The sequence below is a fragment of the Streptomyces sp. WAC 04229 genome (assembly GCF_003947455.1).
In the GTDB taxonomy this organism is placed as follows: Bacteria; Actinomycetota; Actinomycetes; order Streptomycetales; family Streptomycetaceae; genus Streptomyces.
Genome location: NZ_QHJH01000136.1, coordinates 1 through 18,172, shown reverse-complemented (window position 1 = coordinate 18,172; position 18,172 = coordinate 1). Strand labels below are relative to the sequence as shown.

Annotated in this window: 14 protein-coding genes; 8 read left to right on the top strand and 6 right to left on the bottom strand. The window is 70.9% G+C overall.

The features are described 5' to 3' along the window. Nucleotides 1-1,338: sensor histidine kinase KdpD (locus tag DMH12_RS27760; protein ID WP_260474367.1), on the bottom strand; the 1,338-nt coding region annotated here is incomplete at its 3' end. A gap of 370 nt (nt 1,339-1,708) precedes the next feature. Continuing rightward, complete coding sequence (locus DMH12_RS27755) at nt 1,709-3,277, bottom strand: MFS transporter (RefSeq protein WP_125494192.1); 1,569 nt, start codon at nt 3,275-3,277, stop codon at nt 1,709-1,711. 301 nt (nt 3,278-3,578) lie between these two features. Here DMH12_RS27755 and DMH12_RS39980 point away from each other — a divergent pair, with 301 nt between their 5' ends. The 3 genes from DMH12_RS39980 to fxlM all read left to right on the top strand — a co-directional run bounded on the left by DMH12_RS39980 (nt 3,579) and on the right by fxlM (nt 8,812). Next, nucleotides 3,579-4,016 (top strand): tetratricopeptide repeat protein, encoded by a 438-nt coding sequence (locus tag DMH12_RS39980; protein WP_260474366.1) that lies wholly within the window; start codon nt 3,579-3,581, stop codon nt 4,014-4,016. Between the two features lie 569 nt (nt 4,017-4,585). Continuing rightward, nucleotides 4,586-6,568, top strand: coding sequence for an ABC transporter ATP-binding protein (locus DMH12_RS27745; protein ID WP_125494190.1), 1,983 nt, complete (start codon nt 4,586-4,588; stop codon nt 6,566-6,568). A gap of 72 nt (nt 6,569-6,640) precedes the next feature. Further along, nucleotides 6,641-8,812 (top strand): methyltransferase, FxLD system, encoded by a 2,172-nt coding sequence (gene fxlM, locus DMH12_RS27740; protein WP_125494189.1) that lies wholly within the window; start codon nt 6,641-6,643, stop codon nt 8,810-8,812. Nucleotides 8,813-9,160: 348 nt separating this feature from the next. On the opposite strand, the gene DMH12_RS27730 is transcribed toward fxlM, so the two are convergent. After that, complete coding sequence (locus tag DMH12_RS27730; protein WP_125494188.1) at nt 9,161-10,063, bottom strand: LysR family transcriptional regulator; 903 nt, start codon at nt 10,061-10,063, stop codon at nt 9,161-9,163. A gap of 168 nt (nt 10,064-10,231) precedes the next feature. Here DMH12_RS27730 and DMH12_RS27725 point away from each other — a divergent pair, with 168 nt between their 5' ends. After that, a complete protein-coding gene (locus tag DMH12_RS27725) occupies nt 10,232-11,059 on the top strand; it encodes an EamA family transporter (protein WP_312023974.1) in 828 nt (275 codons plus the stop codon). Nucleotides 11,060-11,236: 177 nt separating this feature from the next. Then, the gene (locus DMH12_RS27720) at nt 11,237-11,467 is read left to right on the top strand and encodes a hypothetical protein (protein WP_125494186.1); all 231 of its coding nucleotides are present in this window, start codon (nt 11,237-11,239) and stop codon (nt 11,465-11,467) included. 846 nt (nt 11,468-12,313) lie between these two features. Here the strand turns inward: DMH12_RS27720 and DMH12_RS27715 are convergent. Both DMH12_RS27715 and DMH12_RS27710 read right to left on the bottom strand, forming a co-directional pair. Continuing rightward, nucleotides 12,314-13,816: a carboxylesterase/lipase family protein gene (locus tag DMH12_RS27715; RefSeq protein WP_125494185.1), complete on the bottom strand. Its 1,503-nt coding sequence runs from the start codon at nt 13,814-13,816 to the stop codon at nt 12,314-12,316. A gap of 581 nt (nt 13,817-14,397) precedes the next feature. Further along, a complete protein-coding gene (locus tag DMH12_RS27710; RefSeq protein ID WP_125494184.1) occupies nt 14,398-15,432 on the bottom strand; it encodes a helix-turn-helix transcriptional regulator in 1,035 nt (344 codons plus the stop codon). Nucleotides 15,433-15,657: 225 nt separating this feature from the next. Between DMH12_RS27710 and DMH12_RS27705 the strand changes: the two genes are divergently transcribed. The 3 genes from DMH12_RS27705 to DMH12_RS27695 are packed head-to-tail and all read left to right on the top strand — an operon-like array spanning nt 15,658 to nt 16,824. Then, nucleotides 15,658-16,038, top strand: a complete 381-nt coding sequence (locus tag DMH12_RS27705) for a hypothetical protein (RefSeq protein WP_125494183.1) — start codon at nt 15,658-15,660, stop codon at nt 16,036-16,038. Further along, a complete protein-coding gene (locus DMH12_RS27700; RefSeq protein ID WP_125494182.1) occupies nt 16,035-16,409 on the top strand; it encodes a hypothetical protein in 375 nt (124 codons plus the stop codon). Before DMH12_RS27705 ends, DMH12_RS27700 begins: the two co-directional genes overlap by 4 nt. A 13-nt stretch (nt 16,410-16,422) precedes the next feature. Then, a complete protein-coding gene (locus DMH12_RS27695; RefSeq protein WP_125494181.1) occupies nt 16,423-16,824 on the top strand; it encodes a hypothetical protein in 402 nt (133 codons plus the stop codon). A gap of 390 nt (nt 16,825-17,214) precedes the next feature. On the opposite strand, the gene DMH12_RS27690 is transcribed toward DMH12_RS27695, so the two are convergent. Beyond that, nucleotides 17,215-17,814 (bottom strand): hypothetical protein, encoded by a 600-nt coding sequence (locus DMH12_RS27690; RefSeq protein WP_260474365.1) that lies wholly within the window; start codon nt 17,812-17,814, stop codon nt 17,215-17,217. Between the last annotated feature and the right edge of the window lie 358 nt (nt 17,815-18,172).

Below are 18,172 nucleotides of genomic sequence, written 5' to 3'. Positions count from 1 at the left end.
GGCGGGGGTGGCGGTGGCCGCCGGAACCGTCGGTGACGTGAGCGGTGGCTGCCGCCGGGGCGGCGGTACGGGGACGGGTTCGGCGGCGGCCGCCTCCGCCGGCCGGGCCGTGCCGCCGGGGAGCCGGCCGGGTTCCGTGCCCAACAGGGCCTGCGGGACGACCAGTACGGCCTGCACACCGCCGTAGATGTTGGTCTGCAGCCGGACGGTGATGCCGTGCCGCTTGGCGAGCTGGGAGACGACGAACAGGCCGATGCGGCCGTCCGCCAGCAGGTGGGCGACGTTGACCTGGTCGGGGTCGGCGAGCAGGGCGTTCATCCGGGCCTGCTCGGCGGTGGGCATCCCGAGTCCTCGGTCCTCGACCTCGACGGCGAGGCCCGAGGTGACGAGGCTGGCCCGCATCAGCACCTGGGTCTGCGGGGCGGAGAACAGGGTGGCGTTCTCGACGAGTTCGGCCAGCAGGTGGATGACGTCGGCGACGGCGTGGCCGCGCAGGGTGCCGTCGATCGGCGGCACCAGGCGGACCCGGGAGTACTGCTCGACCTCGGCGATGGCCGAGCGGAGCACCTCGGTCATGTCCACCGGGTTGCTCCACTGCCGGCGGGAGACGGCGCCGCCGAGCACGGCGAGGTTCTCCGCGTGGCGGCGGATGCGGGTGGCGAGGTGGTCGACGTGGAAGAGGCCCTTGAGGAGGTCGGGATCCTCGATCTCGTTCTCCAGCTCGTCCAGGATGGAGATCTCGCGGTGCACCAGTGACTGGAGTCGCCGGGCGAGGTTGACGAAGACCTCCAGCTTCTGTTCGCTGCCCGCCTGGCTGGAAAGCTGGGCGGCCCGGACGACGGCGGTGACGGCGCCGTCGTGGGCGCGGGAGAGGTCGGCGGCGAGCAGTTCGAAGTCGTCGGCGTCGGCGGGCGGCCCGCCGCGCGGTTTGCGCCGGGGCGGCGGCTCGCCGCGGCGCAGCGCCTCGACCACGGCACGCAGGTCGCCCTCCTGGCGTGCGGTGCCGCGGCGCAGCGCGCCGACGCGTTCATGCACGGAACGGGCGGCGCGGTCGGCGGCGACGGCGGCGATGGCGACGGCCGCGGCGGTCACCGAGACGGCGCCGGCGAGCACGGCCCACAGGACGGGGCCGGGCCGGATGCCGGTGGAGCGGACGGTGAACAGGACGACCGCGCAGCCGCTGAGGGCGACCGCGACCGGCGGCAGCACGGCGAGACGCAGGAGTTGGGGCCGTATGTGGGTCTCGGGCAGCGCGGGGGCGGTGCGGGGGGCCGGCCGGCCGTGCCGCCCGCCCTCGCGGCGGTCTGCTCGCGCGGCCGGGGCGCGGAGGTGAGACATCGGGGTCCTCGTACTGGTCCGTCGGTCTGGGTGCTCGCGCGTGGTGACGGAAGTGCCACGCGGGCAGGCGTCGTCGCTGCGTCGACCGACCGGACCGGGGGATCCGGCTCTACGTCGCCCGACGGACACTGACAGTAGTCGCCTGCCCCTCATGTGCGGTGGGCAGTTGCCAAAGTCCCCCGGGCAACGTCCCGCTCTGGTATGAGGCCTCGTACGACAGCCCGATAAGCCGGTGAAGCACCCGTTCCGGAAGGGTCGAGGACCGGTCCGACTCGATCAGAATCGGTCACTGTCGGTAGTGGAATGCGTCCCTCAGCTCTGTCTTCGTGCACGAACACGCCTGCGCGCCCTGCCCGATGCTCCGGCCCGGTCAGACCCGCGACTCGGCCGGGTCCGCCTCCTCGGCCCCGGGGTCGTCCTGCGGCCCCTCGCCGCCGACGACGCCGACATGGCGCAGGACGACGGCGGAAAGGAAGGCGAGCACCAGGGTGCAGACCGCGGCGACGAGCATGGCGGTGTTCAGACCAGAGGTGGCCGCCTCCTTCGCCGTCTCGAACCAGCCCTCCGGCATCCGCTGTGCCGACGAGGCGGCGCCCGCGAGACTGTCACCGGCTGTTTCGGCGACGCCGGACGGCGTACCGGCGGGGATCTCGCCGTCGACGCGCTGGCGGTAGACCGCGGTGGCCAGGCTGCCCAGGACGGCCACGCCCAGCGCGAGACCCAGTTCCTGCACCGTCTCCGACATCGCGGAGGCCGATCCCGCCTTCTCCGGTGGTGCGGCTCCGACCACCAGGTCCGTGCCCAGGGAGGCGACCGCCCCCAGCCCCAGGTAGACGAGACCGAAACCGATCACCATCGGGACGACCCCGCCCGAGGCGTCGACCCGGCTCAGCAGCACGTAGCCGACCGTGGACAGCGTCAGCGTGACAGCCACCACGATGCCCGGGGGAACCCGGCGGGCGACGAGCGGCGCCCCGATCGCGGCCAAGAACATCATCAGCGCCGGCGGCCCCATCCACAGCCCGGCCTCGACCGGGGAAAGCTCCTCGACGAACTGCAGCTGCTGCGTGATCAGCAGCATGGAGCCGCCGACGCCGACGAGACCGATCAGCAGTACGCTCAGCGCGGCGCTGAAGGTGCGGTCGGTGAAAAGGCGCACGTCCAGCAGAGGGCTCGCGAGCCTGCCCTGACGCCTGACGAACACCACCGCTAAAGCCACGCCGATCACCGTGGCGCCGATCGTCGCGACGTCCGGTCCGTGCTTGGCGAACCGCTTCACCGCGTAGATCACCGGCAGGATCGCCCCCAGTGACAGGACGACGCTGGACAGGTCCAGCCGGCCGCTGTGCGGCGCCCGGTACTCGGTGATCAGCAGAGGGGCGGCCACCAGCAGCACGACGGCGACGGGGACGGCGAGGAGGAACGCCGAGCCCCACCAGAAGTGGTTCAGCAGCGCGCCGCCGACCACCGGACCGAGCGCCATGCCGAGCGCGAAGCTCGTCGCCCACACGCCGATGGCCAGCGAGCGCTGGCGTTCGTCGTGGAACATGTTGCTGATCAACGCCAGGGTCGACGGCATGAGGGTGGCCCCGGCGATGCCGAGGGCGGCCCGGGCGGCGACGAGCATCTCGGCACTGGTGGACCAGGCCGCCGCCACGGAGACGATGCCGAAGGCTGCGGCCCCGATCATCAGCAGCCTGCGCCTGCCGATGCGGTCGCCCAGGGTGCCCATGGTGATCAGGAAGCCGGCGATCAGGAAGCCGTAGGCGTCCATGATCCACAGCTCTTCGGTGCCGCTCGGGCGCAAGTCCTCCGCCAGCGAGGGAAGTGCGAGGTACAGCACGGTGACGTCGAGACCCAGCAGCACGGTGGGCATCGAGAGAACGGCCAGGCCTCCCCACTCCCGGGCACCGGCTCTGCGTACGGTCGTCGAACTCATGGAACTCCCCTTGGCGTCCAGTCCGGGAACCTTCGCCGCCACACTGCCGACCGTCACGCACGATTTCCTGACGGTGACGCGCGGATACACTGCGGGGCATGCGTTACGGGGTGCTCGGCCCGCTGGCCGTCTGGGACGCCGGGGGTCGGCCGGTCAAGGTCCCCGAAGCCAAAGTGCGCGCCCTCCTGGCGGATCTGCTGGTGCACGGGGCTCCGGAGATCGTTGGGCCGAGGCCGCGGCGCTGGTCGAACTGGCGCTGCACACCCCTGCCGAGGGCCGCGAACGGGCGGAACTGGGGGCGGTGTTGTTCCAGGAGTCGGGTGATCGCTGGGGACAGCTGCGGGCCACCCGGGCGCTCGCGCTCGCGGCCGAACGCGACGGGGACCGGGCACGGGCCGAACGGCTGTACCGCGCGGCGCTGCCGGTGGCCGAGGAACTCGGGCTGTGGGCCGAGGCGGTGGAGATCCTGACGTGGCTCGGCAGGACCGCGCTGGCCGACGGCGACGCCCCGCAGGCGGCTGAACTGTACGAGCGCGCGCTCGCCTTGGCCGCCGAGCGTGCCTACGGCCGGGGCGAGGCCCGCGCGGAGATCGGCCTGGGCCTCACCGCCCGCCTGCGCGGCGACCGGGACGCCGCACGGCGCCACCTGAACCGTGCGCTCGCCAAAAGCCCCTCGGCGGACCACGCCGCCGAAGCGGCGGCCGCGCTGGCGGAACTGGATCTCACCCCCCGGGTGTGACGCCCTCCGCGGCGCCCGCGGCCGCCCACCGGAGGTCCGCCGCCTCGTGGCTCGGCCACCGGGACTCCACCTCGGAGGGAAGCCGTTTCACCGTCCGGCCTGCCCCGCCACGCTCGTCCCCGGCCGACGTCAGCGCTCACCGGCAAGATCGAACTCGTCCCCGCGCGTCCCGGCCACGCCCTCAGCAGTGCGCGGACGCCGCCGTGCGTGCGCGACCGGCTCCGTCACCGACCGCTCGACGACAGCAGGAGCCACACCGGTTCGCTCGCCTCGGCGCTCGCCGGAGCTGCCCGGCTCGACGCGTACGCCGCACGCGAGGCACGGCACCACCCGTCGCCGCCACCGTCCCGGACGACGTGGCGAAGGCCGATCCCCGGTTTGGCGGTGTCGGCGTTTCAGCCATGTGCTGCCCGCGGCCGCTCCAAGCCAGACCAGGGATCTCGCGCCCGCGGAGCGGCTGACGCAGGAAACAACGGGCTCCCCAGCACGACCGAATGACGTGTGTTCGATATCGCGGTCGCATCGTTGGACCTCACGACTCAGCCGCAGCGACCGTCCTAGGGGGAACGATGACCTCGGCCATTACACAGGACCAGCCGCCACAACCGGACAAGGAGGCCGCGCCGGACGACGAAGCGCAGGAAGCCGGTGTTCGAGAGGAGGAGTATCTCTACCGCGACGCGTCGCGGCTCCAGGCCGGCTCCCTGCTGACCTCCCGCACCATGGCGCGGCGCTTGCCCTCCCTCGTGCGGCGCTCGGTTCGGATGGCCTGGCGCGTCGACCGCGGCGCGACCATCGGACTGCTGGTGTGCCAGATCGCGACCGGCGTCCTCGCGGCCCTCGGCCTCCTGGCCGTCACGGGCACGATCACCGCCCTGATCTCCTCGGGAAACATCACCGAGCGGCTGTGGGACGCCGCTCCGCAGCTGGCCGTGATCGCCGCCGCCGCCGGTCTGCGCGCTCTGCTGGGCATCACCGTGGTCTGGCTGACCGGCCGGCTGCGCCCGGTCCTCGGGCGGGCGGCAGAGCTGACGATGATCGAGGCCGCGCTCGGCGCGGAACTGGCCGCCAACAACAAACCCGGCTACAACGACGCCTACGACATCGCCGACCGCGGCGCCCAGGTCACCCCCGACCTCGTCGAAGAAGCGCAGGACGTCCTCGCGGCGACCGCAACGCTCGCGGCCGGGGCCACCGTCCTGACCGTCCTGCACCCCCTGCTCCTTCCCCTCCTCTTCCTCGCCTGCCTGCCGCAGGCCGCCGCCTACGTCCGCTCCGCCCGCGTGATCTACCTCGCCGGCCTGGAGACCTCCGGCCGGCGCAGGATGCTGGGCAAACTGCGCTGGCACATGGCCTACCAGGAATCCAGCGAGGAGATGCGCGCCTGCCTGGCCGGCCCCTTCCTGATCGGCCGATACCGGCGGCTGGCCGACTCGGTCAACGCCGCCGAACGCAAGGCCGCGAACACCGGTGCCCGGATGGGACTGGCCGGATCCCTGGCCGGCGGACTCGCCTCGACCGCGGTGTGGGCGGCGCTGCTGTGGCTCCTGGCCTCCGGGCGGATGAGCCTGGCGGCGGGCGGCGGCGCCGTCTTCGCCCTCCAGACCGCCACCGGCTCGGTGCGCGGCATCATCAACGGCGGCGCGCGCCTGGTGCGCACCGGCTGGTACGTCCAGGACTGGCAGAACTTCCTCGACAACGCCCACGGCCAGGCCATGACCGACTCCCGTGGCACCGCGCCCGTCCCCACGGCCCCGGAGCGCTTCGAAGTCCGCGACGTCACCTACCGCTATGACGGCGCGCCCAGGGACAGCCTGAGCAACGTCTCGCTGCACATGCGGCGCGGGGAGATCGTGGCTCTGGTCGGGGAGAACGGCTCCGGCAAGACGACCCTCTCGCGCCTGCTGTGCGGGCTGCTGCTGCCCACCGAGGGCGACGTGACCTGGGACCACGCCTCCACCGCGGACCTGGAACCGTGGCGGTCGTGGGAGCACGTCGCGCTGGTGCCGCAGAAGTTCACGTATCTGCCGCTGACGATGCGCGACAACATCACCTTCGGGCAGGGCGACCGCAGCGACGCGGCCCTGCTCGCCGCCTGCGAGGCGTCCGGCGCCGCGGAGATGCTTCCCGGTCTCCGCTCAGGCCTCAACACCCTGCTGACCAGCGAGTGGTTCGGAGGACAGCAGCTGTCCGGCGGCCAGTGGCAGCGTCTCGTCCTCACCCGCGCGTTCCACCGGCAGGCGTCGCTGCTCGTGATGGATGAACCCACGGCCGCCCTCGATGCCCGCGCCGAGCACCGGATCTTTGCCGGCCTGCGCGAACTGGCCAAGCACCGCGCGATCCTGCTCATCACGCACCGGCTCACCAACGTGGCCGTCGCCGACCGGATCGTGGTCCTGGATCAGGGGCGGATCGTCCAGGAAGGCACCTACGCACAGCTCACCCAGCAGCCGGGGCTGTTCCGCAGTCTGTGGGAGCTGCAGCGCCGGATGAGCAGCGGTACTCCCGCATCACCCTGCCCAGGCCAGGCCACCGCTCTGCCAGGCGAGTGAACCGGACCGACCCGCTGCCGAATCCCCACGCCCCCACGCCCCCACCGTCCGACGAACACCGGAAGGAATGCCGTGACGACTTCATCGGCCACCGAAGTCAGCGACGCGAGCCGGCTTCGCCACCAGCTCGTCCAGCAACTGCACGCCCACGACCACATCCGCTCCGCCGCCGTCGAGCACGCCTTCCGCACCGTGCCCCGGCACGTCTTCGCCCCCGAGGTTCCCCTCTCCGTCTCGTACGCCAACGACATCGTCCCCACCCGCCACCGCGACGACGGCACCATCACCAGCTCCGTCTCCGCACCCTGGGTGCAGGCCGAGATGCTCGAAGCCGCCCGCATCCGGCCCGGCCACCGCGTCCTGGAGATCGGCTCCGGCGGCTACAACGCCGCCCTGATCGCCGAACTCACCGGTCCGACCGGCCACGTCACCACCCTCGACATTGACCCGGTCGTCACCGACAGAGCCGTCCGCTTCCTGCCCGAGGCCGGATACAGCCAGGTCAGCGTGGTCACCGCGGACGCCGAGCGCCTGCCCCGCGAGGTGGTGCCGGAGGGCGGATTCGACGCCATCGTCGTTACCGTCGACACCTGGGACCTGCCCTGGATCGACGCCCTGGCCGACGGGGGCCGTCTCGTCGCGCCGCTGCGCCTGCACGGCTACCACTGGGCCATCGGCTTCACCAAGAAGAAGGGGGCGCTGCACAGCGACGAGCCGCTCGTCGTCTGCGGCTTCGTCGCCATGCAGGGCGACGGCGCCTGGAACCCCGACCGCCGCACCGTCCGCGGTACCGGAGTACACCTCTCCTGGGAAGACGGCACTCCGCTGTCCGTGAACCAACTCGCCCCCGCCCTCACCAGCGAGCCGACCGTCATCCGCACCGGCGTCACGGTCGGGGGCAAAGAGCCCTTCGACCTCCTCATGCTCTACCTCGCGGGCGCTCTGCCCGGCTTCTGCCGCCTGGAAGTCGACCCCGACGGCCACCACCAGGTCCTCAGTCCTCCGCCCCCGCACTGGCCCGCCGCCGCGATCGTCCGCGGAACCTCCCTCGCCCGGCTGGCCCATGAGCGCATCACCGACGGAGACGACGGCAAGGGCCGGTACGAGTTCGTCGTCCACGGGTACGGCGACCACGGTCACCTCGTCGCACGGGAGATGGCTGAACAGGTCGAGATCTGGCAGCGCAACCATCGCGGCGCCCGCTGCCCCCTCATCACCGCCCGCCCGGCAGCCGACCATGCTCCGGCGGGCCCGGACCACGCCCCGCACGCGTTCGCCAAGAAGCACACCCGCATCACCGTGGACTGGCCGGTCCTGTCCGTCAGCACCGCCCGCGAACCGGAGACGGCCAATGCCTCGGCCCTGATCTACAACGACCGAGGCGAGTACCTGCTCCACCTGCGCGACTACTTCCCCGGCCAGATCTGGGAGCCGGGCATGTGGTCACTGCTGGGCGGCGGCCGGGAGCCCCAGGACGCCACCCTGGAACACACCGTCCGGCGCGAACTCGCCGAGGAAGCCGGCCTCGACCTCGCCGACCTGACCCCGTTCGCCACCGAGTACGCCACCGATGACGCAGGCGCGACCGTGCCCATCTCCATCTACGCCGGCCGCTGGAACGGTGACGCCCGCGACCTCCGCCTGACCGAGGGAGTGATGCTCGCCTGGTTTCCCCCTGACGACCTCCACCGCCTGCGCATCGCGGACACCACCAGCGACCTCGTACGCCGCCACGCCGCCGGCCTCCCGGCAGCGCAGAGCGGGCACGCAGGCGAGGAGGAACGCCGGGCTTCGCCGCGGGGCACGGTCCTCAACGTCATCGGCGTCCACCTCTACCTGGAGCGGCCCGACGGGACGGTGCTGCTCGGGCTGCGCCACCCCAGCAGCGTCTTCGCGCCGTCCACCTGGCACGCCCTGGCCGGCCACTGCGAACAGGAGAACGCCATCGCCTGCCTGATCAGGGAGGCACGGGAGGAAGCCGGCCTGCGCATCGAGCGCCAGGACGTCGAACTCGTCCACGTCGTCCACCACATCGACCGTGCCGGGGACCGGCCCCGCATGGGCCTGTTCTTCCGCGCCCGCAGCTGGAGCGGCGAGCCGGAGCTGCGCGAGCCGGACAAGTGCACCCAGTGGAAGTTCTGGGACCCCGCCGCCCTTCCCGACGACCTCGTCCCCTACACCCGGATCGCCATCGAAGGCATCAAGAACGGCGCTCTGTACAGCGAGACGGGCTGGCCCGCATGACCGACACACCGACCAGCGCACCCGGTCGCGTGCCCGCCGCCTCGGCGGCCGGACGTCCGGACACCCGCCTCGTAGTGATCCGCGGGAACTCGGCATCGGGCAAGTCGAGCGTGGCACAGGGCCTGCGTGATCACTACGGCCGTGGTGTCGCGATCGTGGGCCAGGACGTGATCCGCCGGAACGTGCTGCGCGAGCACGACACCACGTGCGGCGCCAACATCGCCCTCCTCGGCAGGATCGCCCGCCCTAGCGCTCCGCCGGACTCGTCCACTTCCCCGCCACCCGCTCCTGACGATGTCGCTGTCGACAGCAGCGGCCCGTCTTGGATCTGGCCGGGATACGAGTCAGTCATGTGTCCAAGCTTCCCGAGGTTGGACGGTTGTCGTGGTAGAGGTCGATGGCGAGAGCGACAGCGGCGTGAGTGGCGGGGTGGGGGTCGTGCCTGCGCCAGATGAAGTGGACGGGGACGGGTTCGGTGCCGCGCAATGGGCGGTAGGTGATGCCGTCGCGCCGGTACTGGACCGCGGTGGCCTGAGGGGTGATGCCGATGCAGCGGCCGGTGGCGATGGCGGCGAGCCAGTCGTCGATGTCGTGGGTGTACTCGACGGCAGGCCGTTCGTCCTCGGGCCACAGGTCCAGGGTGGTGGTGCCGGTTCTGCGGTCGATGGCGAGGGCACGGTCGGGGATCTCTCCCATGTGGATACTGCGGCGGCGGGCCCAGGGGTCGTCGGAGGCGAGAGCCACGTAGCGGTTTTCGTGGCCGACGACGGCGTGCGACCAGGGCTTGAGGTCGAGAGGGGCTCGGATGACCGCGAGGTCGCAGAGGCCCTCGGCAAGCCCGCCGGTGGAAGAGTTGTGGCGGATGAGCCGGAGTTCGGTCTCGGGGTGGCTTTGGTGCCAGCGACGCTGGAATTCGGTGGTGTGGCGGCCGAAGGCGGACCAGGCATGACCGATGTGCAGGCGGTGGTGACCCGAGGAGGCCTCGATGAAGAGCTCCTCGGCACCGGCAAGCAGCGGGCGTGCACGGGCCAGCGCCCGGACGCCGGCGGTGGTGGGCGTGATCGTGCGGCTGGTGCGGTGCAGCAGGCGCACCCCGAGGATCCTTTCCAGGGCGAGCAGGTTCCGGGAGACGGCGGCCTGGGAGATGCCCAGCTCGATGCCGGCGTCCGTGAAGCTGCCGGTGTCGACGATGGCCACCAGGCACCGCAGGTGCCTCAGCTCCAGCGCCGCCCCCTTCCACATCTCGTCCATGCGTCCAGCGTATAGCTGAGTGCGAGGATGCATTTTGCGCATGCCCACGGAGCGCTCATCGTCGAGGACATGAAGCTCGATTCCTCCCCCATCGCATCTCCGCGCGGCAGCGCAGCGGACGGCGCCGCCTCACCGCACGGAACGCGGCGTGGAGCCGGGGTGGCGCTGATGCTGGGCAGTGGCCTGTCCAACCAGACGGGGGCCTCGATCGCGGCGCTGGCGTTCCCGGTGCTCGGGCCGGTCGGGGTGGTGGCGGTGCGCCAGTGGGTGGCGGCCGTGATACTCGGGGCGGTCGGCCGACCGCGGCTGCGGCACTTCACCGCGGCGCAGTGGCGTCCCGTGCTGTGCCTGGCACTGGTGTTCGCGGTGATGAACCTGTCCCTGTACGCGGCGATCGAGCGGATCGGGCTCGGGCTGGCCGTCACGCTGGAGTTCCTCGGCCCGCTGACCGTTGCCCTGGCCGGCTCCCGGCGCCGCCTCGACCTGGTCGCCGCGGTGGCGGCTGCCGCAGCGGTGGTGGTCCTCACGCGTCCCACGCCCTCCACCGACTATCCGGGCATCGGCCTGGCTCTGCTGGCCGCGGCGTGCTGGGCCGGCTACATCCTGCTCAACCGAACCGTCGGCGCCCGGCTGCCCGGCCTGGAGGGTTCGGCCGCCGCGGCCGCCGTCTCCGGCGCCCTCTACCTGCCCGTCGGTGTGTGGGTGCTGTGGCACCACCCGCCCACTGCCACGGCACTCGGCTGCGCGCTGGCCGCCGGGCTGCTCTCCTCCGCTGTGCCGTTCCTGGCCGACCTGCTGGCGCTGCGCCGCGTCCCGGCACACTTCTTCGGCGTGTTCATGAGCGTGAACCCGGTCTTCGCGGCCCTTGCCGGTCTCACCTTCCTCGGGGAGCGACTCGATGCCCTCGCCTGGCTTGCCGTCATCGTCATCGTCGGCGCGAACACCGTCACCGTATCCACGGCACACAGGGCCACCACCTGCGGCAGCAGGACGTGAGTGTCGCCACCGTCCACGTCCGCCCCGAGCCCGCCTCCAGCGCATGGTCCGGCGGGCCCGGCTCTTGCCGGTGGGGTCCAGGCTCATGATGGCCTGTGCGGAGCCGTCATCATCACAGGAAACGGGGTCGCTGCAATGCGTCAGCTGTCGTGCCGGACGAGCGCTTTGGGAGTCACCGTGGGCATCCTCCTCGCGGTGACGGGGATGTCCTCCGCCGCCGTAGCTACCTCCACGGGCACCGGTGAGGGCCCGGCACAGGTACGGAACGCCTGCTTCGAACAGCAGACCTGCTTCGTGACGGCAAACAACGTCGACTTCCGCAGCGGGCCCGGCACCAACTACCCGTGGGGCACGTTGTGGGGCGGGCCGTCGGACGTCTGGATCCACTCGGACTATCTGGACATGTAGCCAGGTGCGACTACTGCCGAGGGAGGAGTCAGCAGGCCAGGCAGCGTTGCGGTGACAGGTCACCTTGCGCATCCCCGACCACGCGCCCGCTACTCACCGAACAGCGACACGGAGCCTGTGACCCAGGCACCTGTCCTTGTTCAGAGCGCACATGCCATCCCGGCTGCCTCTACCACTTCCGCAGGATGCACCTTATGGAGGGAGAGGAGGTGCATCGGGGAACGCGAAGTATGAGTCCGGTGAGACGGCTTGGAGTGTTTGGAGAACCATCCCACTCTAGCTCTGCCGCCGACCCTGGCGGCAGCTGAGGGCTGGTCACGGCAGCGGTGAGCATCGGTTCCGGCAGCGTCCACATGGGACAGGCCTTCCACGCGCGCCCCAGTTTCCTGTCTGCCCTGGTCGGCGTCGAAGCGCAGGCGGGTGCGAGTTGAGCGGGCCTTGCCGTCTGCGGGCGGGCTTGCCCGGGCTGTCCGGTTGCGGCTGGGGCGGAGTGTCCTCGCAGGACCGGCAAGAGCGCGCCACCCTGCGAGGGGTGGCACGCTCCTGGCTGGTGGTTGCGGTCAGCGGTTGGTGCAGGGGTCAGCGGCGGCCGCTGTGGCGGTGGTGGCCCCAGGACTGGTTGTCGATGAAGCGGCCGCGTCCAGGTGAGCCACTCGCGTGCTGCCCGCTGCGGTAGGAGGCTGCGGCGCGAGTGTGAGTGACTGGCGGGACGAAGGGTGCACCTTCACGCCGTTCGCCGAGGTTGTGGAGACCCACCTTGCGGATCCGGCGGCTGTCATGTCGAGCGCGGATCAGATGGCAGTAGAACGCGGAGGTGGGTCTGTACCTGCTGCGGGTTTGCCCGGTTCACGGACACAGGACTGGAAACTTGGCCTTGCCCCAAAGGGCACGGACAGCGGCGGACTGGCTGTCGGTAGGGACGTCGTCGGTGCTCCAGATTCTGGCCTGTGCGGTGGAGTTGGTGATGGGCGGCCAGCCCGGGTTGCCGGTGGTGGCGAAATCGGTCCACGCGCGCATCATGTGGCGTGCCAGTTCGTGGTCTGCGTGTGTGGGTGCGCCGCCGATGAGGAAGGCCACGTATTCGCTGTCGAGGTTGCCGAAGGCGAAGGGGATGTCCGCATTGTGCCAGGCCCGCACGGTCCCGTTCGGGCGGGTGCGCCGACGGTCGAAACGCGAGAGGAACGCCCGGCCGCCGGCTTGGGCGTGTTGCTCGGTGAGTCGGTTGCTGTACTCGCCGAAGAGTAGGTCCCCGAAGACGGCGAGGTAGATGTCGAGCACTGGGGAGTGGGGCATCGCCGCGCGGTAGCCGGCCACCAGGCCGGCTGGGAGGTTGAAATCTTGGGCGAACAAGGCAAGTTGCTCTTCGGTGGTGATCTTCGCGCTGCTGCCGACGGCGTCGAGCAGCCAGTACTCCTCCGTGGTGTGGCAGACCAGCAGGTCCACTCCCCGGGTTGCACCGGCGGCCATTCCCGTGAGGGGGTCGGTGGGCAGGACGTTGCCGTCGAGGACGGGGGCGTAGAGGCCCGGGTCGTAGTGGCGGGATCCGGAGGCGGGGTCACGCCGGTAGGCGTCGACCACCTTGTCGGTGGCGAGGACCAGGGCCTGCGGAGCCGCAGATATCAGGCCCTCGGGTGTGGCGGAGCAACCGGCTGCCGAGGCAATCTCGCGGGTAGTCGCCGCAGCTATGTCGAGCGTGTAGCAAGGGCTGGCGGCGCTGTGGGCGATGGCACGGTGGAACAGGCCACGGGCGCGGTCCATCACCATCAGGCAGGCAACCGAAGCGGCCCCTGAGGACTGGCCGGCGAGGGTGACGTTGCCGGGATCGCCACCGAAGGCGGTGATGTTCTCACGAACCCAGCACAGGGCAGCGACCTGGTCGAGCAGGCCCCGGTTGTCCGGGTAGTCGGTTGCTTCGGCGCCGGGGATGTGGCCGAATCCTTCGAAGCCGAGCCGGTAGTTGAGGGTGACCACGACCAGGCCGGCGCGGGCCAGCGCGGTGCCGTCGAAGTCGGGTTGGGCTGAGGATCCGAAGGTGTAGGCACCGCCGTGGATCCAAACCAGGACCGGCAGGCGGCCGACCTTGGGGGCCGTGGTCCATACGTTGAGAGTGAGGATGTCCTCGTCGGCGGGTGACCACACGGGTGCGCCGGGCAGCTCTGCCGATTGCGGGGCGACCGGCCCGAAGACCGTGCAGTCCCGCACCCCGGTCCAAGCCTGTGCCGGGAGAGGTCCCCGGAACCGGGCGGCGCCGAACGGCGGGGCGGCGTAGGGGATACCAAGCACGGCGACGACTTCGGTAGAGACCCGAAAACCTTGGACCGGTCCGTTCTTCGTCTTGAAGGTACCCATGGGCAGACTGCCTCTCATTGGATGTCAGGTCGCCGGGAGGCGCGGTTTGAGCCTTGCACCGCGGGGCGCCCCGGGGCCAACACCAAGATCATGATGATTGACGCGCCGGTGATGTCAATCTCCCGCCGAGAGCTGTCCGCCACGTCGCATTCGATGTCTGCCGGGATGACGAAAGACCACCGGCGCCGACGGCAACGGCGCCTGGGACGATTGACCCCCGTCGAGTACGAGACCATCATGACCCCACCAGCAGCTCTGGCTGCATAAACGAGGGCCAGTGGGGCAACGCCTGTGTGATGGGCGGCTCCAGCGGCGGCCTACGTATGACCGCCTTCAACCCTGCGACCGGTCTCGGCACGGTGGTCGGTGACAACACCCAGGGTGTCCGTCTCGACCCCTCGGGCGGGGTGTGTGACGATTCCGAGGACCCGGCCTGCGTCCGTCACCTCCGCAGTTCACCTCCGCGATCACCCGTCGCCTCTACGAGGCGGCCCAGCAAGCGAGTTGCCAGAGGTGCCGCCGCCCACCCCCTGGTCAGGTCCGGCGGCGGCGCCCGATCCGCGGCCGTACGCCGCTCCGCATCAGGCAGGCGCGATCAGTTCGATCAGGAAGTCCTGGTCGCCGGAGCCGGAGCCGGAGCCGAAACAGCGTCCCTGCACGATCTCCGCGCCTGTCTCGTCGTCCGGGTCGCGCAGGCTCAGGCACTGGTCGGTGGAGACGGGCCGGATGCGGAAGTGTGCGGAGCCGGCGGGTCCGACGGACTCCATCCGGAACTGCTGTGCCGGGTCTTCGTCGGCGCAGTCGTCGCGGGGTTCGAGCAGCCCCTTGCCCGGCCCTTCGAGCAGGACGGTGAGGCAGCCGATGCCGTGGTCCGGGTGGTGCCACTGGATCTGCACGGTGCCATTGCTCAGCGGTTCGAGGTAGACGCGCGGCAACACCGCTTCGGAGCAGGGCCGTTGGGCCGCCACCGCCGTCTCGAAGCGGCCGGTGCGGTCCGTCCCCTCGGTGAGGCACCAGTTCGGTATGCGGGCGGGGTGGATGCGCGCCCAACTGCCCACGGCAGGCATGCGCAGCTCTGCCATCGGTTTGCTGTGCGGCGCCGGCGCCCGCGGCACGGTCGCCGTGTCGTCGAGCAGCCCGTCGACACCGAGAGCGGCCGCGGCCCCGACACCCGCGGCGACGAGCAGACCGAGCGCGCGGCGCGCCCGTGGCGGGCGGGGTGAGGCGGACTCCTCACGAGCCGGTGACCGGTCGGCGCCGCCGCCCTCCTCGCCCGCCGGTGCGGAGCCGTCGGCCGGTACCACGGGACCGGCGGCGACGCGTCGGCGGGCGTCCAGCCACCGGAGCACGTCGTCCTCCCTCAGACCGCACGCGCGGGTGAAGGCGCCGACGAATCGTTCGCCGGGCAGGGCGGCGCGGCCGAGGGTCGTCGCGATGGTGCTCGCCGGGAGCGAGTCACCGTGCGCGATCGCCTTGCCCTCAAGCTGACGGTAGGTCAGCCCGGACCAGCTCCGCAGCGCACGCAAGGCATCCCGGAATTCCGTGGGGTCGGTGGTCCGAGTCGGCTCAGGAGGCTCCGCCGACGACCCGGAGATGTCGCTGCCCTGCTGGCTCATCGGCCCAGTATGCCTCCCGTTCAAGCACGTTCGAGCACGTTCGGAACAGAGCGAGCGGCGTTCCGAACAGGTTCGAACGCCTTTGTTCCTTTCGGTGTCGGCGCCAGACCTCCATCCTCGAAATCGTCCGGCTCGGGGCGCTGCCCCACGGGGGAGGGCAGTGCCCCGACGGCCCGACGCCGCGAACGCACGAAGCGCACGTGAACGCGAAGAGGGAGGACACGCGTGAAGAAAGCCATCCACGCCGCACTGGTCGGCGCGACGGCCGCGGCCCTGACCATGGCCGGCATGAGCACCGCTCAGGCCGGGGAGGACGGATACGCCTCGGCACCCGGCGTTTCCGGGAAGTTCACCAGCTACGGCGACAAGTTCACCTTGTGCGACGACGCCTACGACCTCATGCAGGTCTACCTGGACTACCGCTACTGGCGGAAGGACGGCTCCCTGCAGGAGGAGCGTCACTACCTGGCCACGGGCTGGGACACCTGCACGACCTGGGACCACGATTTCGGCGAGGGGCGTCTCGTCCTGTTCCAGGTGTGCGTCGACAACCCGGTCGTGGGAGTGCCCGACCTGTGCTCGACCTGGAAGCGAGGTATCGCATGAGGCTGCACCACAAGGTGGTCGCGGCAGGGGCGATGAGCGCCGCGCTGCTGCTCGTCGCCCCCACCGCGGCACACGCCGGAACGGACGAGAACGCCTCCGTGTTCGGATCACTCGTCTTCTTCCGGCACGACGGCGACTCGTTCAGAGTCTGCGACACCCTGGACGACGCCTGGAACGTCTACGCCCGGTACGAGTACATCCGCATCGACGGCAGCACGCAGACCGGACGGCACTACGTCAGCAGCGGCCGGGGAACCTGCGCGGACTTCGACCACAACTTCGGCGAGGGCCGGCCCGTCCGTTTCACCGCCTGTGTACAGAACTGGGTCCTGGACTACTGCCAGGAACCCTGGTCCACCGCCGTCGCGTGAGGAGAGCCAAGAGATGAGACTGCTGAAGCGCATCGCCACGATCGGGGCCACGCTCCTCGTCGTCACCGCTGGAGCGGCGACGGCATCGTACGCCGACCCGGACGACCCCGACTACATCCCGCCGTACTACGAGTCCGAGATCGAGGGCAGCTACGCCCGGTTCATCCGCCTCGGCGACAAGTTCGAGGCCTGCGACACGGCGTACGACTGGCAACTCGCCTACGTCCAGTACCAGTACGTGCGGATCGACGGCTCGGTGCAGACCGGCAAGCACTACGTCCCGAGCGACGCGGGTGACTGCCAGACCTGGGACCACAACTTCGGCGAGAAACGGTACGTCTGGTTCCGGGCCTGCGTCGACGAGCCCCTGACCGCTTCCGACCCCTGCGCACCCTGGCGTCAGGGCCTCGCCTGAGGCGTGTCGCGGACGCGGCCGCCAACGCGCCAGGAGGGGAAAGGCGTCCCCCTCGGCCTGGAACAGGAAGTGGGCCGCTTCCGGTTCCAGGCTCCTGGGCTCGCCGAAGGTCTTCGCCATGATCAAGCCCTGCCAGCGTTAACAACGCTGGTGATCAATACACCTAGGCCTCGCCCTGGTCGTCCTCACTCTCTGCTTCCTCGGTCTTCTCATGGTCATCAAGGCGTCCATTACCGGCGTCGGCCTCTTCGCCGCGTGGGCCTGGCAGCACTGGGGCCCCACCCGGAGGCGTAGAGGGGCAGCCGAGGGGTGCCGGCGGACCCGGTCGGAGCGAACGCGCGGTGACAGACCGCGGTTCGATCAGGGCCGACGGCCAGGCGCGGGGCCGCGCTACGTTCGCCTGGCACCCGCCGTCGCGAGTTCGCGGGAGATCGCCGCTTCGCCCTGTCCGCGCACGGCCTGCTCCAGGCTGTGGTCGTCGCGCTGCGAGAACCGCTCGCCCTTGGCGAAGTCGTCCTCGCTCAGGACCCGTCCGCACCACTCCCCCCGCCCCGCCACATGGTCGTCGAAGGGCACGGCGGCGCCCTCTCCGAGGACGACCCACTGCTCCGCCTCCCAGCGCAGGGCAAGAACATACGTGTGGCCGGTCTCCAGCCGGGGTGCCTCCGGGGCCGTGCCCTTGATCCGTTTGCCGCTGCGGTACACCGACCAGCCCGGGGCGGTCATGTCGAACTCGCTTCCCAGCTCATGGCGGGAAGTGGCCGCGGACCACAGCACCTTCTCTGTGCGCAGCGTCACTGTCCGGTCGACCGTGTACCGCACCGGTCCCTTGGACAGGTCCTGCCGGTTGCTCTCCCGCTCGGAGGCGGGCAGCGCCACCACCACGTGGTCCGCGGCCGCCTTCCAGTCCGCCGCGGTCTGGGACGGGTACCGGTCCTCGGCTGCGCCGCAGCCCACCACGGTGCGCAGCCCCTCCCGGCCGATCAGCACTCCTGCGGTGACACCGGCGGCCGCCAGCAGCGCTATGGCGCCTCTACCGGACAGTGCGGGATGGACCGTGAACCTCAACGCACAACTCCTATTCTCGAACAGCTTCGGGCTATTCGTTTCGTATCTGCATTGATCACTTTCGTAGCCGGTTGGTTCCGCGAGGGCTGCCCGCACGCAGCGGCCTACGGGGACGTGGTTGCGCGCGAGGAGGAGGCGGGCGCACCTGGTGGTACGGGTTGGGCTTGGTGTGGGCCCGGATGATCAGGTCGTGCACGGAGGTCAGCAGTGGGCGGGTGGGCTCCGTGCGCTGGGGCGCCGTTGCGTTCGGTGGCCGGCATGGCGTCGAAGTCCGCAGCGC